We start from the raw sequence: 22,654 nt of genomic DNA on the forward strand, positions 1-22,654 counted from the left end.
GGTCTTCCTCGACCTCCCCGGCACCGTGCTCACGCCGCTGAGCTGGCTCCTGGCCGCCACGGTCGGCGCGCTCACCCTGCACACCGCCGTCAACGCGCTGCTTCTGCGCCGCCTCCGCGCACCGGGCGAAGCGGTGGACGAGCCGGTCGCCGTGCTGCTGCCGGTACGCAACGAGGCCGGCCGGGTGGAGCCCTGCCTGCGCGCCCTGCTGGCCCAGCGGGGCGTACCCCGGCTGCGGATCGTCGCGCTCGACGACGGCTCGACGGACGGGACCGCCGGCATGATCGAGGAACACGGAATCCGGGTGGTCGAAGGCGCGCCACCGCCGGCCGGCTGGCTCGGCAAGCCGTACGCCTGCCAGCAGCTCGCCGACCTCGTGCCGGACGCGTCCGTGCTGGTCTTCGTCGACGCGGACGTGGTCCTCGCCCCGGACGCGGTGGCCGCCGCCGTCGCGGGTCTGCGTGCCGCCCGCGCCGACCTGCTCTCGCCGTACCCCCGGATGGTGGCGCGGACGGCGGGTGAGCGGCTGATCCAGCCGTTGTTGCAGTGGTCGTGGCTGACGTTCCTGCCGCTGCGGGCGATGGAGCGCTCGGCGCGGCCGTCGCTCGCGGCGGCGGGCGGGCAGTTCCTGGTGGCCGACCGGGCCGGGTACGACCGCGCGGGCGGCCACGCGGCCGTCCACGACCAGGTGCTCGAAGACGTGGCGCTGGCCCGGGCGGTCAAGCGCGCCGGCGGGCGGATCGCGCTCGCGGACGCGTCCGCCCTGGCCAGCTGCCGGATGTACGCGGGCTGGCGGGAGCTGGCGGACGGCTACGCCAAGTCGCTGTGGGCCGCGGTCGGCTGGCCGGTCGTGTTGCTCCTGCTCGCCCTGTACGCCCTGCCGCCGCTCCTGGTCACCGTCGCGCCGGCGGCCGGGCTCACGGCGTACCTCCTGGGTGTTGCGGGAAGGGTGATCAGCGCGGCCGCGACCGGCGGTCGGGCCTGGCCGGACGCGCTGGCCCAGCCGGCGTCGGTCGTTGCCTTCGCGTGGCTGGTGGCGCGGTCCCGGCGGCTGCACCGGCAGGGCCGGCTGACCTGGCGCGGGAGGAGTGTGCCGTGAGCAGGGTGGTGGTGGTTGGCGCGGGTGTCGGCGGGCTGACCGTGGCCGCGCGGCTGGCCGCGCGCGGGCACCGGGTGACCGTCTTCGAGCGCGCCGGCGTGGTGGGCGGAAAGCTGGCCCGGTACGCGCGGGACGGCTTCGTCTTCGACACCGGCCCGAGCCTGTTGACGCTGCCGCAGGTCTTCGAAGGGCTCATGCCGGTGCCGCTCGACCCGATCGTGCGGCACGTCTTTCCGGACGGCGCGACGCTCGACTCGTGCCGCGACCCGGCGGAGTTCGCTTCGCGGGTGCGCCTCGCGCTGGGGCCCGCCGCGGCCGCCGAGTGGGACGGGCTGTGGCGGCGCGCGGCGCGGGTGTGGGAGACGTCCTGGCGCCACGTGCTGCGCCGGGAGATCGCGGGCGTGCGGTCGCTGGCGCCGCTGGCGTGGCGGCTGCGCGACCTGTGGGCGGTGCGTCCCGGGCAGACGCTGCGCGGGGTGGGGGTGCGCGACCCGCGGCTGCGGATGTTCGTGGACCGGTACGCCACGTACGCGGGCGCCGATCCCCGCCGGGCGCCCGCCGCGCTGCTCGCCGTCGCGTACGCGGAGCTGGCCTTCGGCGGCTGGTACCTGCGCGGTGGGCTGGCCACGCTGGCCGACGCGCTGCTCGCGCGCTGCCAGGACCTCGGCGTGGTCGTCCGGACCGGGTCCGCGGTCACCGCGATCGACGCGGCGGGCGGCCGTGTCCAAGGGGTACGCGTCGGCGGCGCGCGCGTCGCCGCCGACCTCGTGGTGACCGATGTGGACGCCGCCACCGTCTACCGGGACCTGCTGCCCACGCCGCGGCGGCTCGCCCGGCTGGCCGACCGGAGCCTGTCCGGCTTCGTGCTGCTGCTCGGCGTGCGCGGGCGCTCCGGCCTGGCCCACCACACCGTGTACTTCCCGGCCGACTACGACGCCGAGTTCGACGCGGTGTTCGGGGGTCGTCCCGCGGTGGATCCGGCGATCTATGTGACGGTGCCGCCGGACACCGCTCCCGCGGGGCACGAGGCGTGGACCGTGCTGGTGAACGCGGCCCCCCACTGGCGCCGCCCCGACCTGGCCGAGGCGTACGCCGACCACCTCCTCGACGTGCTGGCCGCGCGCGGGCTGGACGTGCGGGAGCGGGTGCTCTTCCGCGAGGTCCGCCCGCCCGGCGAGCCGATCTACGGCACCGCGGGGAGCCTGCTGCGCCCGTCGAACCGCGGCCCCGTGGCGGGCCTGTACCTCGTGGGCGGCTCGGTCCACCCCGGAGGCGGCCTACCCATGGTGACGCTGGGCGCGGAGCTAGTCGCGAAGGCCGCGATGGACGGCGGCTAGGAGCTGCGCCACGCCCACGACGGCGAGCAGGACCCACACCGCGCACACGACGGTGATCGTGCCCGCCGGGAGGTCGGACTGGAGCGCGCCGACCCAGCCGGCCAGCACCAACCCCACCACGGCGACGGACACCCGGGTCGGGCGCTCGCCGACGGTGACCACCGCGATGTCCTTCATGCCGGCCGCCGTGACCCGGGCCCGGATGTACTCGTGCAGCCAGGACAGCGCGCCCGCCGCCACCACGAGCGACCCCGGCGCCCCGACCAGCCAGAACGCGATCAGCCAGCAGCCCTCGCCCAGCCGGTCGACCAGCGAGTCGTACAGGTAGCCGAGCCGGGTGGCGCGCCCGGAGACCACGGCGACGGCGCCGTCCACGCTGTCCGCCATCGCGGCGAGCAGCACGAACACCCCCGCCACGGCCGGCCGGTCGGCCAGCAGCGGCACCGCCACCGACAGCCCCAGGCCGACCAGCGTGACCATGGCCGGTGCCACCCGCGCGCGGGCGAGGCCGGCGCCGATCCCGTACGCCAGGCGCAGCCAGCCGCCGACCGCCGGCCCGGCGCGCCGCGGGTCGAACCCGCCGTGCAGCCGGGCCCACGCGACCGCGTACTCGTCCCAGTTCAACAGCTGCCGGGTGCCCACCACTGGATCAACCGTCGAGCGGGCGCTTCAGACGCGGGCGGTCACCGGAAGGTTCTGCCAGACTTCCCGGGTCGCCGTCGAGCGGTTGAGCGTGATGAAGTGGATGCCCGGCACGCCCTCGTCGAGCAGCCGCTGGCACATCTGGCTGCACTGCTCGATGCCCAGCCGGCGCACCGCCTCCGGGTCGTCCGCGACCTGCTCGAAGCGGGCCGCCAGCGCGGGCGGGAACGGCGCACCGGACAGCTGCTCCGAGCGCTCGATCGTCGCCATCTTGGTCACCGGCATGACGCCCGGCACGATCGGCGTGTCACAGCCGGCCGCCGCGACCCGGTCGCGCAGGCGCAGGTAGTCGTCCGCGTCGAAGAACATCTGCGTGATCGCGAAGTCGGCGCCGGCGCGGCACTTGTCGATGAACCGGGCCGTGTCGGTCGCCACGTCCGCCGACCGCGGGTGCTTGTACGGGAACGCGGCCACCCCGACGCTGAAGTCGCCGGACGCCTTCACCAGCCGGACCAGCTCGTCGGCGTACAGCACGCCCTCCGGGTGGCGCACCCACTCGCCCATCGGGTTGCCCGGCGGGTCACCGCGCACGGCCAGCACGTTGCGCACGCCCACGGCGGCCAGCCGGCCGATCACGTGCCGCAGCTCGGCCACCGAGTGGTTGACCGCGGTCAGGTGGGCCATCGGCAGCAGCGTGGTCTCGGTGGCGACCCGCTCGGTCAAGGCCACCGTGGTGTCGCGGGTCGAGCCGCCCGCTCCGTACGTGATGGACACGAACGTCGGCCGCAGCGACTCCAGCTCCCGGATCGCCTGCCACAGCAGCCGCTCGCCCTCCGCCGTCTTCGGCGGGAAGAACTCGAACGAGAACGTCGGCGCCGGCCCGCGGATCAGGTCACCGATCGACGGCTGTGAGCCGGGGAAGACGGAGGGGAGACCGAGCGCCATGGTGCGACTGTAACGGCTGACCCATCGGCAGTCAGTACGGCCGGGTCAAACCGGACAGTCACCACCTCCGCACGCCCGGGTGACCGCCCGACCACCACGGGCACGTCCCGCTCCCGTCCGGCCGGCACGACGAGCTCCCGCCAGCGGCCGCGCTCCCTGACACGTACGGCGATGACCGGCAGTGGGCCGTCGTAGCCCGGCCACGCCTCCGGCTCGATGCGCCAGAAGCACGGAATGCCCGCTTCGGCGTACAGGTCGCGTTTGCGGCCGCGGGTAAACCGCCGGGTCCGCGGCGCCACGACGTCCACGACCGTGTGCACCCGCCGCGCCGGCACCACCACACCGGCCGCGTCGCACACCGCCAGGTCCGACGCCGGCCGGTCGCCGTCCGGCAGGAGTACGACGACCGGGGCGATCGCCCGTGCGGTGGCGGGGAGGGCGGCGGTCAGCAGCTCACGGAGGCGGTCGCGGATCCGCCGGTGCTCGGGTGGCGGGGCCGGGGTGAGGACGAGACAGCCGTCGATCACTTGACACCGGAGGCCGGCGAAATCGGGGGATGCCATGCCGCCAGAAAACGTCGTACCCATGCGGTAGAGAAAGAGCCAACACGGTGTGCCCGCTCCTGGCCCCGGGGCCAGTTGGGGCCGGAGGCGGACACACGGTGGGAAACGGGGGCGCCCGGCGGCGCCTGGGTAGGGGGCGCCGCCGGACGGCCGTGGGGTCAGCACCGCGCGTCGTGGGGGGTCGCGACTGAAGAGGGGCTGGAGACACCGTGTCCGAAACACGATCTGCCCAGGACCCGGGCAGCGCACCACCGCTCAACCCGCCCGGTTCGCTGGGCACCCTGTTGGCCGCGCTCCGCTTGGCGCGCGGCTGGTCCCAGTTGCGGGTCGCCGAGCAGCTCTCGGCGGCCACCGGCCTGTCCACCGTGAGCCGGCACGAGATCTCCCGCTGGGAGCGGGGCGAGCGGGTTCCCGGCGACTTCTGGCTCGGCTGGCTGGCCGCGGTGCTCGACGTGCCGCGCGACGAGCTGGCGGTGGCCGCCGAGGCCGCCCGGCGGGGTCCGGCCCGCCCGGCGGCTCCGGCGGTGCTCGCCACCGGCCCGGCCGACCTGCTCCAGCTCGCCCACGCGTGGCTCGCCGAGCCCGCGGGCAGCCTGGGCCGCGCCGGCCGCGCCTCGGCCGGCCGGTCCGGTGGCGGACCACCGGGCGCGCCCCGGGCCGGCGGAGCACCCGGTCCGGCCGTCTCCCGCCTCGACACGCTGGCGGCCTGGTTGGCCGGCGGTGGGCCGTGCCCGAAGGCCGAGCAGGACCGCGACGCGACGGCGACCGACCTGGACGCGGTGGCCGCGGCCGTCGGCGTGCTGCGCCGGCAGGACGACCTGGTCGGCGGCGCCGACCTGGCCGGCCCGGCCGAGCGGGCGCTAGACGCGGCGCTCGGGTCACCGGCCGGTGCGCCGGCGCGCGCCCGGCGCCGGCTGCTCGGGCTGGTCGCCGAGGCGGCCCAGCTCACCGGGTGGGTGGCCGCCGACGCGGGCGACGCGGACACGGCGCTCGCGGCGTACCGGACGGCGCTGGCCGCCGCGGCCGGCGCCGGCGACCGTCCGCTCGCCGCCCACGTGCTGGGCTCCGCCAGCCACCTGCTCGTCGGGCAGGGCGACCCGCGGGGCGCGCTCCTGCTGGCGCGCACCGGGCTGGCCGGGGCCCGGCGCTCGGCGTCCGCCACGCTGCGGGCGCTGCTGCTGCACCGGGTGGCGTTCGCGGCCGCCCGGTGCGGGGAGCGGCGGGCAGCACACGCCGCGCTGGGCGAGGCCGGCGAGGCGGCCGCCCACCGCGACCCGAGCAACGACCCGCCCTGGCTGTACTGGCTCGACGAGGCGGAGCTGACGGCGATGACCGGCCGTTGCCTCGCCGCCCTGGGCCGGCCGCTACGGGCGGAGCCCCTGCTCACGGCCGCGACCGGGCGCACCGACCAGCCACGCACCGCCGCGCTGTACGGGGCCTGGCTCGCCCGGGTGTGCCTCGACCTCGGCGAGGTGGAGCGGGCCTGCGAGGTGGCCGAGGCCGCCCTGCTCGACGCGGTGCGCGCCGGGTCGGCGCGGGCGGCCACGGAGGTCGATGCCGTGCGGTCGCGGCTGGCCGCCCACCGCGACCTGCCCGAGGTCCGGCGGTACGCCGAGCTGGCCGCCGCGTGCCGCCCCTATCTGCCGGAAGTTGCGGTAGGTGGGGGCCCGGCCGCCGGGGAGGTGGGCAGCGACTAGCGTCATGACGTGCCAGCAGACGTACCCTCAGCGACGCCGCTCGACCGCGCCGACCTGCGGTCCCGGGTCGACAAGGCGCTCGCCGAGTTCCTCGGGATGCGGCGGGCCTGGTTGGCGACCGTCGACGAGGCACTGCTGCCGGTCGCCGACGCCGTCGAAGACTTCGTGCTCGGGGGCGGCAAGCGGTTGCGGCCCGCGTTCGCGTACTGGGGCTACCGGGGAGCCGGCGGCGCCGACTCGGACCGAGTGGTCACGACCGTCGCCGCCCTGGAGCTGGTGCAGGCCAGCGCGCTGATCCACGACGACCTCATGGACCGCTCCGACACCCGGCGCGGCGAGCCGGCGGTGCACCGGCGCTTCGCGGCCCGCCACCGTACGGCCGGGTGGCGGGGCGACCCCGACGCGTTCGGCGACTCGGCGGCGATCCTGCTCGGCGACCTGTGCCTGGTCTGGTCCGACGAGCTGCTGCACACCGGCGGCCTGCCCGCGGACACGATCGCCCGCGCCCGGCCGGTCTTCGACGAGATGCGCACCGAGGTGACCGTCGGCCAGTATCTCGACGTGCTCACCCAGGCCACCGGGACACCTCGGTCGAGCGGGCCGGCAAGGTGGCCCGCTACAAGGCCGGCAAGTACACGGTCGAGCGGCCACTGCTGCTGGGCGCCGCGCTGGCCGACGCGCCCGCCGGCGTACCCGCGGCCTACTCCGCGTACGGCCTGCCCCTGGGCGAGGCGTTCCAGCTGCGCGACGACGTACTGGGCGTCTTCGGCGACCCGGCCCAGACCGGCAAGCCCGCCGGCGACGACCTGCGCGAGGGCAAGCGCACCTACCTGGTGGCGGCCGCCTTCGCCGCCGCCGACGAAGCGCGGCGCGCCGTACTGGCCGCCAGCCTCGGCGACCCCACCCTGGACGCGGCCGGCGTGGCCGAACTCCGCGACATCATCACGGCCAGCGGGGCGCTCGCGCGTACCGAGGAGCGCATCGCCGAACTGACCAGCAGCGCCCTGACCGCCCTGTCCACCGCCCCCATCGAGCCCGAGGCGCGCGAGGTCCTAGTCACCCTGGCCGCCGCCGCCACCACCCGCACCGAGTAGCCCTCCGCTCCCGCCCCCACGCCGTGCGCGGCCTTGCGGCTCGCGTGCTCGCGGGCTCGCGGGCTCGCGTCGATCAAGGACTCTCGCGTCGATCAAGGGCAAACGGCCGTGGTTCGATCTCTAATCCACGACCATTCGCCCTTGATCGGCGGAAAAGTCCTTGATCGACGCACGGCGCCGGGCCGCGGGCGCGAGGCCGCGGGCCGCGGGGCCGCGCGAGGCCGCGCGGGCGGTGGGCCGCGCACGGCGAGGGCGGGACGTCAGAGGGTCGGGATCAGGCCGGAGCCGTCTGGCTCGTCCGCCGGGCCGGAGCCGCGGAGCAGGACGTACAGCGGGGCCGCCCCCGCCGCCCGGCGCGCCTCGATGGCCTGCCCGAACGCCTGGTACGCCAGGCGCCACGCCTTCGCGTCCGCGCGGGCCAGTACGCCGTACTGCTCCCACAGCAGCACGTGACCCGCCCCGGGCAGCCAGGACAGGTCGCCGAGGCAGTCGGTGAACGCCTCCCACGTGCGCCCGAACCAGCCGGGAAACGCCAGCTCCTCGGCGCACCGGTCGAAGAGGTCCATCCGCCCGTTCATGGTGCGGCCGTCGACCAGGTGGGTGGCCCACCCGGCGCCCGCCAACTCGCGCCGGACCGCGCTCGGATGGGCCCGGGACAGCCAGCGGTAGACCCCCGTTGGCCGGGCGCCATCGAGCACCACGGCAAGACGAGCCGTCGTCACAAGGCTCCCCCTCCTGAGCCTCACCCCCACGCCGTACCGGCTATCGGGCCCCCGACCCACCGGTACGCACGCCTGTTGGCGCAGTGTCCCCGGACGGCGGCTCCTCTGCAAGCCGGTCCCCGACACTGTTGATCAGGGACCTCCTCCCCCGCCACGCCGCAACACGCCAGAGTCACTCCCTGATCACCGAGGCGAGCCGTACCCACACCGACAGGGTCAGCAGGATCAGGGCGAAGCCGAAGAAAACGTCTTCCAGCGGGGCGTACACGAGGCGGATGCCCAGGATGGCGTCCGGGTTGTAGCGGACGATCTTGCGGCCGGTGAGGATGCCGTTGGCGAGGAGTTGGAAAAACAACACGATCGGGTACGTCGCCCAGAAGACCCGCCGGCGCAGCAGGCGCGTACGCAGGACGAACAGGTCCACCGTCACCGCCCCGGCCACACCCAGCAGGGCAGCCACCGTGTACGTCATGGGTCGCGCAGCACCTTGCGTACCGCCTCGAAGCCGAGCACCGCGCACACCGGCACCACGATGAAGAAGAGCAGCTCGTCCAGGGGCAGCCCGCCGGGCAGGACGACGCCGGTGGTCTGCGCCGGATCGAAGGTCCAGTGGCCGGCCGCGATCGCCGCGATGTCCCACGCGGCGAACACCACGACGACGGGCACCAGGGTCAGCAACAGCCGCCGCCACCGGCGCAGTACGCCCACCCGCAGCACCGGTTCGAGCCACAGCGCGCCGGCCAGGCACCCGGCGAGGACAGCCAGGTAGGTCAACCGCTCCACGACAAATGCACCTAGAAGCCCAGTGCCTGCGCCCGCCGCTTGACCTCGGTGGCCCGGCCGGTGCCCAGCGCCGCCGCGGGAACCCCCGGAAGGGTGTCGTCCGCCTCGTACAGCCACCGGAGGGCTTCTTCGTCGTTGTACCCAGCGTCGTGCAGCAACGTGAGTACGCCGGGAAGGTGCTTGAGCACGGTGCGATTGGCCACCAGCTCGGCAGGCACCCGCTGGACTCCGTCGCGGCGCACGGCGAGCAACGTGTGATCACGGACCATCTGGTGCACCTTGCTGATAGGTACGTCGAGACGCTCGGCGACCTCCGGCAGGGTCAGCCAGGACGATGGCTCGGAGGCCGGCGGCGAATCGGTCACCCGATCACCCTCCCATGGCGGGCCGGATCAGCACCAGCACCCCCGACTTACGCCGGAAGGACCCTGTCGTGAGAAACGTAGGCCGTGAGGTGGCGGGCGCTTGGCGCTCGCTGCGGTACGACCTGGCCCGTCGGCCGGCTCCGGACGACCCGACCGACCTGATCTACCCGGAGTACGAGCCGGCCCACCGGCCGCGGCGCCGGCTGCTGGCCGCGACCACGTTCGGGGTGCTGGCGCTGACCGGGGCGGGCGGCACGTACTTCGCCGTGGTCAGCGGCCTGAGCGCGCTGGCGAGTGAGGAGACGGTGCCGCCGGCGCGGCTGCCCGCGATGACGCCCGCGCCGGCGCCCGAGGCGAGCACGCCGGCCCCGGTCACGAGTCCACCGAGGGTCAAGCCGAAGCCGACACCCAGCCACCGCGCGGTCCTGGGCCGGGCGACGGTACGCCCGCCGGCCCCCACACCGACCTGCGCGTGTGTGACTCCCCCGGTGCCGCGACCGACCTCGGCGCCGCCGGTGACGCAGCCGCCGGACCCGGAGCCGAGCACCGCGCCGCCGTCGCCGGACCCGACCCCGGAGCCGACTGAAGCACCAAGTGACCCACCTGGCGCTGCGAAGACATAGACTGCCTGCCGATGGAGATACAGGTCGCCGACACGCTACTGGGCTCGCTGATCGACGGGCGCTACCGCATCCGTGGTCGCGTGGCCCGTGGTGGCATGGCGACCGTGTACATGGGCGTCGACGAGCGGCTCGAGCGCACGGTCGCCCTGAAGATCATCAACCAGACCCAGGTGCGCGAGCCGCGCTTCGTCGAGCGCTTCACCGACGAGGCCAAGACCATCGCCCTGCTCACTCACCCGAACGTGGTAGCCGTCTACGACCAGGGCACCCACGGCGGCCTGCCGTACCTCGTCATGGAGTACGTCCGCGGCCGCACGCTGCGGGACGTGCTGGCCGAGCGCGGCCGGCTCAATCCGGGCGAGGCGCTCGCGATCCTGGAGCAGATGCTGGCCGCGATCGCCGCCGCGCACCGGGCCGGCTTGGTGCACCGCGACGTCAAGCCGGAAAACGTGCTGGTCGCCGAGGCGCCCAGCGGCGGCTCGGGCAACCTGATCGACAGCGTGGTGAAGGTCGCCGACTTCGGCCTGGCGCAGGCCGTGGAGGCGAGCGCCGAAGACGAGGCCGGCGGCCAGCTGATGGCGACCGTGGCGTACGTGGCTCCCGAGCTGGTCACGAACGGCCACGCCGACGCGCGCACCGACGTGTACTCGGCGGGCATCGTGCTCTTCGAGATGCTCACCGGCCGCGTGCCGTACGACGGCGACCAGCCCGTCGAGGTCGCCTGGCAGCACGTCGACCAGGACGTGCCGGCGCCCTCGTCGTTCGTGCCCACCCTGTCCGGGGCGCTCGACGACCTGGTCGCCCGCGCCACCCGCCGCGATCCCGGCGCGCGCCCGACCGACGCCGGCGCGATGCTGGCCGAGGTGCAGCAGGTCCGCGACGATCTCGGCACCTCCGCCAACGCCAGCACCGCCGTGCTCCGCCAGGTGGCACAGCCGACCCAGGTGGTCCCGGCGGTCGCACCCACGGCCCGGCCGTCCTGGGCCCGGCTGCCCGAGCAGAAGGACCGCCCGGCGCCGGGGCGGCGACGGGCCGCGGCGCCACCGCCGTCCGGGAGCACCGGCGGCCCGCTGGGCGGCCTGCGCCACCGCCTCCTCGGCGACCCGCGCTCCCGCATCGCGGTCGTGGCCGGCGCCGCGGTCCTGCTGCTGCTCGCCGTGGTCGGCATCTGGTGGCTCAGCCTCGGCCGGTACACGACCGCGCCGCAGTTCGTCAGCATGCCCAAGGCCGAGGCGGAGGCCCAAGCCGCGCGGGACGGCTTCACCATCGAGTACGCCAGCGGCCGGTACGACGAGCAGGTCGCCAAGGACGTCGTCCTCGCGCAGGACCCGCCCTCGACGGAGCGGATCGTCAAGGGCGGCACGATCACGCTGACGCTGTCCCTCGGCCCGGAGCGGTACCCGGTGCCGGACGTGGTGGGCAAGGACCTCGCGCAGGCCCGCGCCGACCTGGAGGGCGCGAAGCTGGTCGTCAAGGACGGCGGCCAGCGGTTCGACGACCGGCTGCCGGCCGGCGTGGTGATCGCGGTCGACCCGAAGGCCGGCACGCAGGTCAAGCCGGGCACCCAGGTGACCCTGACGGTCAGCAAGGGCCGGGCGCCGATCACCGTGCCCGAGGTGGTCGGCAAGAACATCAACGAGGCGCGCAGCATCCTGCAGGGCCTGGGCCTGACGGTGGTCGAGCAGTACAAGGACTCCCCGACAAGCCCAAGGACGAGGTCATCGGGCAGAGCCCGGCCAGCGGCTCCGGTGTGGAGCAGAACGCCGAGATCAAGCTCGAGGTCAGCAAGGGCCCGCAGCAGGTGATCGTGCCGCGCGTCGTCGACCTGCCCTGCCAGCAGGCCCAGCAGGTGCTGGAGGGCCAGGGCTTCCGGGTGCGCGTCGACCTCAACCCGCAGGGCGTGGTCCGGATCCAGAACCCGGGGGAAAACAGCCAGGTGCCGCCGAACACCGAGGTTGTGCTCACGTGCCTCTAAGCCGGGTCGGTTCGCACACTCCGACCGCGGGCGGCATGGCGAAGGCGGGACTGCCGTACCTCGACGGCGCCGGGTCGGAGGTCGCGCAGATCTTCGTGTCCAACCCGCGCGGCTGGACCCTGTCGCCGGGCATCCCCGCGCAGGACGCGGCCTTCGTCGCCGGTTGCGCCGAGCGCGACATTCCCGTGTACGTCCACGCGTCGCTCCTGGTCAACCTCGGCTCGCCGACGCCGGCCACGGTCGAGCGCTCGACGGCCACCCTGGCGCACGCCCTGGAGCGGGGTGCGGTCATCGGCTCGCGCGGAGTGGTCTACCACGCCGGCAGCGCCGTCGACGCCACGTACGCCGAGGCGGCCATGAAGCAGGTACGCGAGGCGCTGCTGCCGCTGCTCGACCGGGCCGCGGCGACCGGCGGCCCGAAGCTCCTGGTGGAGCCGAGCGCGGGCGGCGGCCGCTCGCTGGCGGCCCGGGTGGAGGACCTCACGCCGTACCTGGCGGCGGTGGACTGGCACCCCTGGATGGGCGTCTGCCTCGACACCTGCCACGCCTGGGCGGCCGGTCACGACCTCGCGACGCCGGGCGGCATGTCGGCGACGCTGGACGCCCTCGTGGCCGCGGTCGGCCCGGACCGGCTGTGGCTGGTGCACGCGAACGACTCGCGCGACCCGTGCGGGTCGACCCGCGACCGGCACGAGACGATCGGCAAGGGCACCATCGGCGAGGCCGCCTTCGGCGAGCTGATGCGGCATCCCGCGATGGCCGGCGTGCCCGTGATCGTGGAAACGCCCACCGAGGGATTTGTGGGCCATGACCGCGACATAGCCACCCTGAAGAGACTTCGAACACTTGCGTGAGCAGGAGCTTTAGGGCACCCTTACTGAGGCCAGGCTAAGCACAGTAAGGGCACCCCTCATGTACGTCTGCATCTGCGCTCGGGTCCGCGAGTGCGAGGTTCGCACCGCCATCCGCGCCGGGGCGCGTTGCGAGGAGACCATCGGCGACGCGTGCGGCGCCGGCACCGGCTGTGGCAGCTGCCTGGACCGCATCAGTGACCTGATCGAAGAGGAGAAGCCAGCCGACACGCTGCTCCCGATGGCTGCCTGACCTGCGCAGGAGCGTAGGCTCACCCCCACACGTTCACTGTGGGGGTCTTCGGCATGCAAGGCGACGCTCGGGTCATCGAGTTTCTCAACGAACAGCTCACCGCGGAGCTAACCGCGATCAACCAGTACTTCCTGCACGCCAAGATGCAGGAGAACTGGGGCTACACGAAGCTGGCGAAGTACACCAAGCACGAGTCGATCGACGAGATGCGGCACGCCGAGGTGCTGACCGACCGCATCCTCTTCCTCGAGGGCCTGCCGAACTACCAGAAGCTCCTAGCGCTTCGGATCGGCGAGACCGTCAAGGAGCAGTTCGAGTGCGACATGAAGATCGAGCTGGAGGCAGTTGAGCGCCTGCGCCGCGGCATCGAGTACATGCGCTCGATCGGCGACGTGACCTCGGCCAACATCTTCGAGTCCATCCTCGAGGACGAGGAGCACCACGTCGACTACCTGGAGACGCAGCTCGGCCTGATCGAAAAGCTGGGCGAGCCCCTCTACCTCCAGAACGTCACGGAGCACCCAGAAGCCTCCTAGCCACTGCAAGGAAGGGCCCCTTGTTATCGCTTTTTGCATAACAAGGGGCCCTTCCTTGCACCCTAGGCGGGGGGCGGCGTGCCCTCCGGCGGGGTCCCGCCGCCGGGCATCTGGAACGAGTCGTCCGCACCCACCGCCGTGTCGGACAGGTCGAGCGCGATCCCGAAGTTCGCCGCGTACCCGGGACCTTGCCGGGTCGGGTTGAGCAGCATCTGGTCGCCGATGTCCGCGTAGTGCATGTCGGTGGAGTTGGTCGTGTCCGGCGTGCCCTTGCTCGCATACGGCTCCGTCGCCAGATACGCGGCGGTGAACGCCTCCGGCAGGTACAGCTGCGAGGTGAACTCGTACGCGTTTCCGTCCGTGCCCGTCGTCTGGATCTTGACGTGGATGTGCACGGTCCGGCCCTGGTACCAGCCCGGCAGGATCGTGGTGAACACGGCCCGCCCGGCCCGGTTGCTGACCTGGTACCCGCGCAGGAACTGCTTGCCGACCGTGTCCTGCTGCTCGATCCCGGAGTAGACGCCGAGCGCGTCGCACTGCCAGATGTCCACGGTGGCACCCGGCAACGGCGTACACCTGCCGTTGGTGATCTGGGTGACGGTGAGGTTGAGCCGCAGCGGGGTGCCGGCGACCACCGAACCGTCGGACGGCTCAATCCGGATATCGGACCGGTTCAGCACCTCGTCCAGGAAGTACGGCCCCTCGGTCATCTCGGGCTTGGCGACGCAGTCGACCACGCCAGCGGTCCTGGCGGTGCCGCCGGTGCCCGCCGAGCCGGCGGACGCGATGCCGGTGCCCGCCGCCGTGGTCGCGGCCACGCCCGCCAGGCCCAGCAGGGCCAGGGCATGCCGCCGGTTGAGTACCCGACCAACTTGCTCATCGTCTGTATGCATCGACAGAAGGTATGAACGACGCCTCCAAGAACCATCAATGCGAGCTGTCCACTCCATGTGACGATTAGGCTGGCCCCGTGACCGGCATCGAGGTGCATGCGGTCGACAAGGACCGGTGGGACGACCTGGTCGACCTGTTCGGGCCCAGCGGCGCGTACTCCGGCTGCTGGTGCATGTGGTTCCGGATCCCGAGCGGCGAGTTCAGCCGCAATGGCAACGCCGGCAACCGCGCCGCCCTCGAATCCCTCGTCGCGGACGGCGAACCGATCGGCCTCCTCGGCTACGCCGACGGGCAGCCGGTCGGCTGGTGCACGGTCGCGCCCCGCCCCGCGTACCCGCGAATCTTGCGCTCGCCCGCGCTCAAGCCCGAGGTGCCCGCGGACGCCGGCGTGTGGTCGGTGCCGTGCTTCTTCACCCGGCGCGGGCAGCGCGGCGGCGGCGTCGCGGCCGCGATGCTGGAGGCGGCCGTCGCCCACGCGCGAGCCCAGGGCGCGTCGGCGCTGGAGGGCTACCCGGTCGACACCGGCCAGGGCCGCGTGCCGCCGCCCGCCGAGCTCTACACCGGCACGGTCGCGCTCTTCGAGCGCGCCGGCTTCACCGAACACCGCCGGCCGCCGACCGGCCGGCGGGTGATCATGCGGCGGCCAATACCCGGGTGAGCACCTCGATCGCCCGATCGATGCCGGCGTCGTCGACGTCCAGGTGCGTGACCAAACGCGCGGTCCGCGGTCCCAATACAGATATGAGTACGCCGTCCGCCTGAGCCGCCTTACCCAGCCTCCCCGCGTCCAACGCCGCTTTGGAAAGGTCCAGCGGCACGATGTTGGTACGCACGGCGCCGGCCACGATCCCGAAGGGTGCCAGCGCTTCGGCGAGCCGGGCGGCGCGGGCGTGGTCGTCGGCGAGCCGCTCGACGTGGTGGGCGACGGCGTACCGGCCGGCGGCGGCGAGGATGCCGGCCTGGCGCATGCCACCGCCGAGCCGCTTGCGGATGACCCGCCCCTCGGCGATCCGCTCCGCGCTGCCGATCACCAGGGAGCCGGCGGGCGCGCCGAGCCCCTTCGACAGGCAGACCGACAGCGTGTCGAAGAGCGCCCCATACTCGGCGAACGGCACGCCGTCGGCCACGTAGGCGTTCCAGATCCGGGCGCCGTCGCAGTGCAGCGCGACCCCGGCGTCGCCGGCGACCCGGCGCAGCTGCCGGAGGGTGGCGAACGGGATGACCCCGCCGCCGCGGCGGTTGTGGGTCTGCTCGACGGCGATGGCCCGGGTCGGCACCGCGTGGTAGCCCTCCGGCCGGATCATCGCGGCCACCGCGTCCGGGTCGAGGTCGGCGCCCACGGCCGGCCAGGTGCGCGTGGAGATGCCGCCGAGGGCCGCGGCCGCCCCGATCTCGTACGTCACGACGTGCGCGTCGGCGTCGCACAGCAGCTCGGTCGCCCGCGGGGTGACCAGTTGCAGCGCGATCTGGTTGGCCATCGAGCCGGTCGGGGTGAACAGCGCCGCCTCGTGCCCGAAGAGCGCCGCGACCTCGGCTTCGAGCGCGTTGACGGACGGGTCCTCGCCGTACACGTCGTCGCCCAGCTCGGCCTCGGTGATGGCCCGCCACATGCCCGGCGTCGGCTTGGTGACGGTGTCCGAACGCAGGTCGACCGGTTTCTCAGCCACGCAGCATCTCCGCCACCAGGAAGGCCAGTTCCAGCGACTGCTGCGTGTTGAGGCGCGGGTCGCAGGCGGTCTCGTACCGGTCGGGCAGGTGCACGTCTTCGATCGCCTGCGCACCGCCGAGGCACTCGGTGACGTCTTCGCCGGTCAGCTCGATGTGCAGGCCGCCCGGGTGGGTGTTGAGGGTGCGGTGCACCTCGAAGTACCCGAGCACCTCGTCGACGATCCGGTCGAAGTGCCGGGTCTTGTAGCCGTTGGACGACTCGATGGTGTTGCCGTGCATCGGGTCGCACTGCCACACCACCTTGGCGCCGCTCGCGGTGACCTTCTCCACGATCGGCGGCAGCGCGTCGCGTACCTTGTGGTTGCCCATCCGCGCGACGAGGGTGAGGCGGCCCGGGACGTTGTCCGGGTTGAGCCTCTCGCACAGCTCGATGGCCTGCTCCGGCGAGGTGGTGGGGCCGAGCTTGACGCCGATCGGGTTGGCCAGCCGGGACATGAAGTCCACGTGTGCGCCGTCGATCTGCCGGGTGCGCTCGCCGACCCACAGGAAGTGCCCGGACAGCCCGTACGCCTTGCCACCGGCGACCCGGGTGAGCGCGCGGTCGTACTCCAGGGCGAGGGCCTCGTGCGAGCAGTAGAGGGTGACCGTGCGCAGGGCCTCTTCGTCGGTCATCCCGCACGCCTGGATGAACGCGAGCGCCCGGTCGATCTCACGGGCGATGGCCTCGTAGCGCTCGCCGGCGGCCGACTGGCGGACGAAGTCCTTGTTCCAGTCGTGCACGGCGTGCAGGTCGGCGAGGCCGCCGCCGAGGTAGGCGCGCAGCATGTTCATGGCGGCGGCCGAGTTGGCGTACGCCCGGATCATGCGCTGCGGGTCGGCGACCCGCGCCTCCGGCGTCGCCTCCAGCGAGTTGATCATGTCACCGCGGTACGCCGGCAGCCCGAGCGAGTCGTTGGGCGACGAACGCGGCTTGGTGTACTGGCCGGCCACCCGGGCCACCTTGACCACCGGCAGCGACGCCCCGTATGTGAGAACGACCGCCATCTGCAGCAACGTGCGCGCGTTGGCGGACAGGTGGCTGTCCGTGTTGTCCGCGAACGTCTCAGCACAGTCCCCGCCCTGCAGCAGGAACGCCTTGCCCGCCGCCACCAGCGCCAGCCGCTCGCGCAGGCTGTCCACCTCGTACGGCGCGACGATCGGCGGCACGCTGTCGAGCACGGCGCACACCTCGTCGACGACGGCCAGGTCCGGCCACGGCGGCATCTGCGCCCGGGGCAGGGACCGCCACTGGTCCAGGCCCAACGCCTTGACCTCGGGAGAGTCGTCGGTCGGGCGTCCGATCTCGAGCCCGGGGTTACGTACCTGGTGCCACTCTTGGCGCATGGCCCAAAGCCTACGGCTGGCCGGTGCGGGATACGTAGCGGGGCCAGCTGAGTTATACCAAGTTATACTCACAGGGTGAAGACGGCGATCTCCATCCCCGACGAGACCTTCCAGCGGGTCGAGCGGCGTGCCACCGCGCTCGGCATGAGCAGGTCGGAGTTCTTCGTGCGCGCCGCCCAGCGCTACCTGGACCAGCTCGACGCCGAGTCGCTGACCGACCGTATCAACGCCGCGCTGGACCTGGCCGGCGACGACGACACATCCCGCGCCGCCGTGGAAGCGGGCTGGCACCGCCTGGCGGCGGACCAGGACGAGTGGTGATCCGCCGTGGCGGCGTCTACTGGGTCGACCTCGGTCCCGCGGCGGGCAGCCGGCCGGCCAACCGCCGCCCGGTGCTGGTGATCCAGTCCCACCCCTACAACGCGAGCCGGCTCGCCACCGTGGTGGCCGCGGTCATCACGTCCAACACCGCGCTGGCCACCATGCCGGGCAACGTGTTCCTGCCGTCCGTCGCCACCGGGCTCCCCAAGGACTCGGTCGTCAACGTGACCGCCCTCGTCACCCTCGACAAGGCCGATCTCCAAGGGCCCGTCGGCCAAGCCCCCGACGAGCTGATGAACAAGGTCGACCGCGGCCTACGCCAAGCCCTAGCCCTCTAACCGCCCTCCGCCCCGCCGCCCTCCGCCCCCTGCCGCCCTCTCCCGCCCGCGGCCCCTCCCGCCCGCGCCCGTCTCTGCGTCGATCAAGGGCAAACGGTCGTGGTTTGATCTCCGATCCACGACCGTTTGCCCTTGATCGACGCGGAAATCCTTGATCGGCGAGGTCGGCCAAGACCCCGGGGTGCGGCCGGCCCAGGACTAGGGCGCCCCGGTCCACGTCAAGCGCCGAAAGCGCCAGATACCCCGTTGGGAAAGATCGTCTTACGTGTTCGGCCGCCAGGCTGGGTCACGGCCGAAGGAGGACAGCAGCCGGTCCTGCTCGGTGGCCCCGGCCGGCAGCTCCACGCGCGGGCCGATCACACCCCAGCTCCGGAAGAGGTCCTCCTGGCTGGCGAACCACTCGGCGCAGGCGTGCACCGCGTCCGGGTCCAGATTTCGGTCAGCGCCGATGGCCACGGCCAGGTCCCAGCCGTGGATCAGGTGCTCGGCCGCTAGCTGGTACGCGTACTCCGCCGCCGGCGTGGCCCCGAACGACAACCGCACGGTGCGGTCGATCGCGCCCGGCTCGGCAACGGCCCGCCCGGCCTCCTGCGCCGCGTCGACGGCGTTGCCCACCGGGTCGGCGCCGAGCAGGTCGCCCTCGAACCGGTCGCCCACCTGCTCGATCGTCTGGCCGCCGAAGAGCGGAGCGGTCCACCTGTCCTCGCTCGCGACGTGGTTGACCAGCGTCCGCACGTCCCACCCCGCACACGGCGTCGGCGCGTCCCACCGTCCCGCTCCCCGCACCGTCCCGACGTACCAGTCGAGGCTTCGCCGATACAACTCCAACACGTCCATGGGCCGATCGTCCCCGTTGATCAGGGAGTTTGTCCCGCGTTTCTCGGCGCGCCGAGAGAGCCTTTCCCTGATCACCGCCCCGCCCCGGACGCCGCCCCGCCCCGGACGCGCCAGCCGCACGGCGCGCGGATCAAGGCTTTCCGCGTCGATCAAGGGCATACGGTCGTGGATCGGAGATCAAAGCGCGACCATTTGCCCTTGATCGACGCGGAAAGCCTTGATCGACGAGCGGCGCGCGGCGCGCGGCGGATGGGTTACGGGCGCGGCAAGGTGATCGGGCTGTCGGCGACCAGGACGCGGTGTCCGCGGCGGAGGGTTTGCCCCGCGGGGACCACCAACGGCGTTTCCCAGGCCAGGGCGGCGCAGACGCCGGGGTAGCCGCTCACCCGGACGAACCAGTGGTCGCCCTCCCCAAGCCCCGAAAACACCAGCGTGTACGCGTCGGTGCGTACCTCCAGCCAGGGCTCTTCGCTGCCGTGGCACTTCTCCTCACCGTCCACTGTGGCGGTGCGGACCGCCGGCTCGCCCGGGGGCAGCCGCCAGAAGAACCCGCCGTAGCCGGCGTTGCCGGGGCGCCCGTTGGTGGCCGGGCTGCCCAGCTCGATGTCGCGGTCGGCCGGCGCGGTCAGCGCGTACGAGAATGCCAGCGCCCAGCCGCCCTCGGCCGGCTCCGCCGCGATGACCCGTTCCTCGGTCAGCAGCGTCTCCCCCGCCCGGTCGAGCCAGCGCAGCCGGTGCGCCAGCCGGGACTCGGTGCGTTCGAGCCACTCGTCGTGCACGATCCGCCCGTGGTCGTCGAGCCAGGTGTAGCCCGCGTCCCGGACATACGTGCGCCCGCCCCACAGGTTCGTCCCGGAGACGTCCTGGACGGCGACGCTCACGCCGAGGTGCCAGCGGTGGTCCTCGGGCAGGACGTCGGTGACCGTCACGCCACCGAGCGTGCGCACCGGGTGCAGGTACGGCCGGGGCGACAGGGTCGGGTCGAGGTCCGGCTCCACCACGTACTCGGCGACTGTCCGCCCGTCCACCCGTAACTCGACCATCCGGCCCTCCTGGAAAGCGCTTACCCCTGCTCCCGACAGACTACGGTGTGCGAAGGCGAAGGAGCGAGGGGGCGACAGTGGCACTACCGACGGTCAGCATCCGCGACGTGGCCAACCACGCCGGCGTGTCCGTCGGCACGGTGTCCAATGTGCTCAACCGCCCGGACATCGTGGCCCCCACCACGCGTTCCCGGGTCCTTGCCGCCATCAGCGAGCTGGGCTTCGTGCCCAACGACGCGGCCCGGCAGCTGCGCCGCGGCCGCGGCCGCACGCTCGGCCTCGTCGTGCTCGACGTCGCCAACCCGTTCTTCACCGACGTCGCGAAGGGCGTCGAGGAGACCACCGGCAAGGCCGGCATGGCCGTCATCTTCTGCAACAGCGACGGCGACCTCAGCAAGGAGAACGCCTACCTCGACCTGCTGGAGGAGCAGCGGGTCCAGGGCGTACTGATCACCCCGATCGACGACGCCAGCGAGCGCCTGCACCGGCTGCGCGACCGCGGCGTGCTGGTCGTGTTGCTCGACCGCAAGTCGCCGCAGGCCGACCTGTGCTCGGTCTCGGTCGACGACCGGTTGGGCGGCGAACTGGCCATGCGCCACCTCGTCGACAACGGCCACCGCCGGATCGCCTTCGTCGGCGGCCCGCACCGGCTGGAGCAGGTGCGCGACCGGTACGACGGCGCGGTGCAGGCGCTCACCGAGGCCGGGCTCGGCGCCGAGCAGCACCTGCGCCGCTTCGAGACCCCCGCGCTCACCGTCACCGCCGGGCGCGACGCCGCCGCCCGCATCCTCGGCCAGCCCCGCGACGTCCGGGCCACCGCCGTCTTCTGCGCCAACGACCTGCTCGCGCTCGGCGTCCTGCAGGGCCTGACCCGGCAGCGGGTCCGGGTGCCGGACGACATCGCCCTGGTCGGGTACGACGACATCGACTTCGCCGCCGCGGCCGCCGTCCCGCTCTCGTCGGTACGCCAACCGCGCCAGCGCCTCGGCCAGACCGCCGCCACCCTGCTGCTGGAGGAGGCGAACGAGCCGGAGGCCCACCGCCACCAGCAGGTGATCTTCGAGCCGGAGCTGGTCGTGCGCGAGTCCAGCCAGTTCACCCGCCGCCCCTGACCCGTACTAATTCTTGACACTGGCGCGACCGAGGTGGCAGGCTGTTGAAACGGTTCATTTTACGAGGAGGCGCCCGTGCGACGCGTCTGCTTCATCCTGCGGGTCAAGCCTGACCGGCTGGCCGAGTACCAGGACAGGCACGCCGCCGTCTGGCCGGAGATGCTGATCGCCCTGCGCGACGCCGGCTGGCACGACTACTCACTCTTCCTGCACGAGGACGGGCTGCTGGTCGGCCACTTCCGCACCGACGACCTGGCGGCGTCGCTGGCCGCGATGGAACGCACCGGCGTCAACGCGCGCTGGCAGGCCGAGATGGCCCCGTTCTTCCAGAACCTGGATGGCAAGCGCCCCGACGAGGGCTTCGTGGTCCTCGACGAGATCTTCAACCTCGACGCGCAACTGGAGGCCCTCAATGACTGACGCGGTACGGGCGGCGTTGCGCGCCCAGCGGATCGAGGTGCCGTCGTGGGCGTACGGGAATTCGGGTACCCGGTTCAAGGTGTTCGCCCAGCCGGGGGTGCCGCGTACGCCGCAGGAGAAGATCGCCGACGCCGCGCAGGTGCACAAGTACACGGGTGTGGCGCCGGTGGTGTCGTTGCACATCCCGTGGGACAAGGTCGACGACTACGCCGCCCTGGCCAAGCACGCCGAGGACCTGGGCGTGCGGATCGGCGGCATCAACGCGAACGTGTTCCAGGACGACGACTACAAGCTGGGCTCGGTCACCAACCCGGACCCGGCGGTACGCCGTAAGGCCCTGGACCACCTGCTCGAATGCGTGGACATCGCGGATCTGACCGGGTCGCGGGACATCAAGCTGTGGTTCTCCGACGGCACCAACTATCCGGGGCAGGACTCGATCCGGGCCCGGCAGGACCGCCTCGCCGACGCCCTGCAGGCCGTGTACGAGCGGCTGGGCGACGGGCAGCGGATCCTGCTGGAGTACAAGCTGTTCGAGCCCGCCTTCTACACGATGGACGTACCGGACTGGGGCACGGCGTACGCGCACTGCCTGCGGCTCGGCCCGAAGGCGCAGGTGGTGATCGATACCGGGCATCACGCGCCGGGGACGAACATCGAGTTCATCGTGGCGTTCCTGCTGCGCGAGGAGAAGCTCGGCGCGTTCGACTTCAACTCGCGGTTCTACGCCGACGACGACCTGATGGTGGGCGCGGCCGACCCGTTCCAGCTCTTCCGGATCATGCACGAGATCGTGTCCGCGGGTGCCCTGGACGCCTCCTCGGGGGTGAACTTCATGCTGGACCAGTGCCACAACATCGAGCCGAAGATCCCGGCCCAGATCCGCTCGGTGATGAACGTCCAGGAGGCCACCGCCAAGGCCCTGCTGGTCGACGCCGCCGCCCTGGACGCCGCCCAGCTAGCCGGTGACGTCCTCGGCTCCAACGGGGTATTGATGGACGCGTACAACACCGACGTGCGGCCGCTGCTCGCCGATGTGCGGCAGGAGATGGGCCTGGACCCGGACCCGATGGGCGCGTACGCCCGATCCGGGTACTTCGAGAAGATCGCCGCCGACCGGGTCGGCGGCCAGCAGGCCGGATGGGGCGCCTGA

25 protein-coding genes and 2 pseudogenes are annotated in these 22,654 nt (G+C 73.0%); 15 read left to right on the plus strand and 12 right to left on the minus strand.

Features of this window, described 5'->3' with window-relative positions:
* Positions 1-37: 37 nt before the first annotated feature.
* Positions 38-1,099, plus strand: a complete 1,062-nt coding sequence (locus Prum_RS51275; protein WP_246278551.1) for a glycosyltransferase family 2 protein — start codon at positions 38-40, stop codon at positions 1,097-1,099.
* On the plus strand, positions 1,096-2,436 hold the full coding sequence (locus Prum_RS10750; RefSeq protein ID WP_173076085.1) for a phytoene desaturase family protein: 1,341 nt from the start codon (positions 1,096-1,098) through the stop codon (positions 2,434-2,436). Before Prum_RS51275 ends, Prum_RS10750 begins: the two co-directional genes overlap by 4 nt.
* Here Prum_RS10750 and Prum_RS10755 read toward each other — a convergent pair.
* From Prum_RS10755 to Prum_RS10765, 3 genes are read right to left on the minus strand one after another with little or no spacing between them, the layout of a single operon-like run.
* Entirely contained in the window at positions 2,404-3,081 is a 678-nt protein-coding gene (locus tag Prum_RS10755; protein WP_173076087.1) for a CDP-alcohol phosphatidyltransferase family protein, read from the minus strand. The two genes, Prum_RS10750 and Prum_RS10755, sit on opposite strands and share 33 nt — an antisense overlap.
* A gap of 24 nt (positions 3,082-3,105) precedes the next feature.
* Positions 3,106-4,023, minus strand: a complete 918-nt coding sequence (gene metF, locus Prum_RS10760) for a methylenetetrahydrofolate reductase [NAD(P)H] (RefSeq protein ID WP_173076089.1) — start codon at positions 4,021-4,023, stop codon at positions 3,106-3,108.
* Positions 3,966-4,610 carry a Uma2 family endonuclease gene (locus Prum_RS10765; RefSeq protein WP_308785348.1) on the minus strand — a complete coding sequence of 215 codons (645 nt, stop codon included), beginning with the start codon at positions 4,608-4,610 and terminating at the stop codon, positions 3,966-3,968. Before Prum_RS10765 ends, metF begins: the two co-directional genes overlap by 58 nt.
* 185 nt (positions 4,611-4,795) lie before the next feature.
* On the opposite strand from Prum_RS10765, the gene Prum_RS10770 reads away from it, so the two are divergent.
* Both Prum_RS10770 and Prum_RS10775 read left to right on the plus strand, forming a co-directional pair.
* Positions 4,796-6,283 (plus strand): helix-turn-helix domain-containing protein, encoded by a 1,488-nt coding sequence (locus tag Prum_RS10770; protein WP_173076093.1) that lies wholly within the window; start codon positions 4,796-4,798, stop codon positions 6,281-6,283.
* 96 nt (positions 6,284-6,379) lie between these two features.
* A pseudogene (locus tag Prum_RS10775) lies at positions 6,380-7,377 on the plus strand (polyprenyl synthetase family protein).
* A 260-nt stretch (positions 7,378-7,637) separates the two neighbouring features.
* On the opposite strand, the gene Prum_RS10780 reads toward Prum_RS10775, so the two are convergent.
* The 4 genes from Prum_RS10780 to Prum_RS10795 all read right to left on the minus strand — a co-directional run bounded on the left by Prum_RS10780 (position 7,638) and on the right by Prum_RS10795 (position 9,247).
* Positions 7,638-8,099, minus strand: a complete 462-nt coding sequence (locus Prum_RS10780; RefSeq protein WP_218577201.1) for a barstar family protein — start codon at positions 8,097-8,099, stop codon at positions 7,638-7,640.
* Positions 8,100-8,271: 172 nt separating this feature from the next.
* A complete protein-coding gene (locus tag Prum_RS10785; protein WP_173076095.1) occupies positions 8,272-8,571 on the minus strand; it encodes a lycopene cyclase domain-containing protein in 300 nt (99 codons plus the stop codon).
* On the minus strand, positions 8,568-8,882 hold the full coding sequence (locus Prum_RS10790; protein WP_173076097.1) for a lycopene cyclase domain-containing protein: 315 nt from the start codon (positions 8,880-8,882) through the stop codon (positions 8,568-8,570). The genes Prum_RS10785 and Prum_RS10790 overlap by 4 nt, the downstream gene beginning before the upstream one ends.
* Positions 8,883-8,893: 11 nt before the next feature.
* The gene (locus tag Prum_RS10795) at positions 8,894-9,247 is read right to left on the minus strand and encodes an Rv2175c family DNA-binding protein (protein ID WP_246277805.1); all 354 of its coding nucleotides are present in this window, start codon (positions 9,245-9,247) and stop codon (positions 8,894-8,896) included.
* Positions 9,248-9,315: 68 nt separating this feature from the next.
* Between Prum_RS10795 and Prum_RS10800 the strand changes: the two genes are divergently transcribed.
* From Prum_RS10800 to bfr, 5 genes and pseudogenes are all read left to right on the plus strand, one after another.
* The gene (locus Prum_RS10800) at positions 9,316-9,870 is read left to right on the plus strand and encodes a hypothetical protein (protein WP_173076099.1); all 555 of its coding nucleotides are present in this window, start codon (positions 9,316-9,318) and stop codon (positions 9,868-9,870) included.
* Between the two features lie 11 nt (positions 9,871-9,881).
* Positions 9,882-11,845, plus strand: a pseudogene (gene pknB, locus Prum_RS10805) (Stk1 family PASTA domain-containing Ser/Thr kinase).
* A complete protein-coding gene (locus Prum_RS10810) occupies positions 11,836-12,699 on the plus strand; it encodes a deoxyribonuclease IV (RefSeq protein WP_173076101.1) in 864 nt (287 codons plus the stop codon). Before pknB ends, Prum_RS10810 begins: the two are co-directional and overlap by 10 nt.
* Positions 12,700-12,757: 58 nt before the next feature.
* Positions 12,758-12,949: a (2Fe-2S)-binding protein gene (locus Prum_RS10815; protein ID WP_173076103.1), complete on the plus strand. Its 192-nt coding sequence runs from the start codon at positions 12,758-12,760 to the stop codon at positions 12,947-12,949.
* Positions 12,950-13,002: 53 nt separating this feature from the next.
* The gene (gene bfr, locus Prum_RS10820; RefSeq protein ID WP_173076105.1) at positions 13,003-13,485 is read left to right on the plus strand and encodes a bacterioferritin; all 483 of its coding nucleotides are present in this window, start codon (positions 13,003-13,005) and stop codon (positions 13,483-13,485) included.
* A gap of 62 nt (positions 13,486-13,547) precedes the next feature.
* Here bfr and Prum_RS10825 read toward each other — a convergent pair whose 3' ends face one another.
* Complete coding sequence (locus Prum_RS10825) at positions 13,548-14,378, minus strand: dioxygenase family protein (protein WP_173076107.1); 831 nt, start codon at positions 14,376-14,378, stop codon at positions 13,548-13,550.
* 77 nt (positions 14,379-14,455) lie between these two features.
* Between Prum_RS10825 and Prum_RS10830 the strand changes: the two genes are divergently transcribed.
* Positions 14,456-15,037 (plus strand): GNAT family N-acetyltransferase, encoded by a 582-nt coding sequence (locus tag Prum_RS10830; protein WP_173076109.1) that lies wholly within the window; start codon positions 14,456-14,458, stop codon positions 15,035-15,037.
* Here the strand turns inward: Prum_RS10830 and Prum_RS10835 are convergent.
* Both Prum_RS10835 and Prum_RS10840 read right to left on the minus strand, forming a co-directional pair.
* Positions 15,012-16,046: a threonine aldolase family protein gene (locus Prum_RS10835; protein WP_173076111.1), complete on the minus strand. Its 1,035-nt coding sequence runs from the start codon at positions 16,044-16,046 to the stop codon at positions 15,012-15,014. The genes Prum_RS10830 and Prum_RS10835 overlap by 26 nt on opposite strands.
* Positions 16,039-17,430, minus strand: a complete 1,392-nt coding sequence (locus Prum_RS10840) for a class II 3-deoxy-7-phosphoheptulonate synthase (RefSeq protein WP_173076113.1) — start codon at positions 17,428-17,430, stop codon at positions 16,039-16,041. Before Prum_RS10840 ends, Prum_RS10835 begins: the two co-directional genes overlap by 8 nt.
* Positions 17,431-17,505: 75 nt before the next feature.
* Here Prum_RS10840 and Prum_RS10845 point away from each other — a divergent pair, with 75 nt between their 5' ends.
* Together Prum_RS10845 and Prum_RS10850 are read left to right on the plus strand one after the other, a co-directional pair.
* Entirely contained in the window at positions 17,506-17,751 is a 246-nt protein-coding gene (locus Prum_RS10845) for a ribbon-helix-helix protein, CopG family (RefSeq protein WP_173076115.1), read from the plus strand.
* A complete protein-coding gene (locus tag Prum_RS10850; protein WP_281368884.1) occupies positions 17,748-18,089 on the plus strand; it encodes a type II toxin-antitoxin system PemK/MazF family toxin in 342 nt (113 codons plus the stop codon). Before Prum_RS10845 ends, Prum_RS10850 begins: the two co-directional genes overlap by 4 nt.
* 261 nt (positions 18,090-18,350) lie before the next feature.
* On the opposite strand, the gene Prum_RS10855 is transcribed toward Prum_RS10850, so the two are convergent.
* Entirely contained in the window at positions 18,351-18,926 is a 576-nt protein-coding gene (locus Prum_RS10855) for a TIGR03086 family metal-binding protein (RefSeq protein WP_173076119.1), read from the minus strand.
* A gap of 254 nt (positions 18,927-19,180) precedes the next feature.
* The gene (locus Prum_RS10860; protein WP_173076121.1) at positions 19,181-19,969 is read right to left on the minus strand and encodes a DUF6807 domain-containing protein; all 789 of its coding nucleotides are present in this window, start codon (positions 19,967-19,969) and stop codon (positions 19,181-19,183) included.
* 77 nt (positions 19,970-20,046) lie between these two features.
* On the opposite strand from Prum_RS10860, the gene Prum_RS10865 reads away from it, so the two are divergent.
* The 3 genes from Prum_RS10865 (at position 20,047) to rhaI (ending at position 22,654) form a co-directional block, all read left to right on the plus strand.
* Positions 20,047-21,081, plus strand: coding sequence for a LacI family DNA-binding transcriptional regulator (locus tag Prum_RS10865; RefSeq protein ID WP_218577202.1), 1,035 nt, complete (start codon positions 20,047-20,049; stop codon positions 21,079-21,081).
* Between the two features lie 75 nt (positions 21,082-21,156).
* Positions 21,157-21,501 (plus strand): L-rhamnose mutarotase, encoded by a 345-nt coding sequence (locus Prum_RS10870; protein ID WP_173076122.1) that lies wholly within the window; start codon positions 21,157-21,159, stop codon positions 21,499-21,501.
* A complete protein-coding gene (gene rhaI / locus Prum_RS10875; RefSeq protein ID WP_173076124.1) occupies positions 21,494-22,654 on the plus strand; it encodes an L-rhamnose isomerase in 1,161 nt (386 codons plus the stop codon). The genes Prum_RS10870 and rhaI overlap by 8 nt, the downstream gene beginning before the upstream one ends.

Origin of the sequence: Phytohabitans rumicis, from assembly GCF_011764445.1 — a bacterium.
Lineage (GTDB): Bacteria > Actinomycetota > Actinomycetes > Mycobacteriales > Micromonosporaceae > Phytohabitans > Phytohabitans rumicis.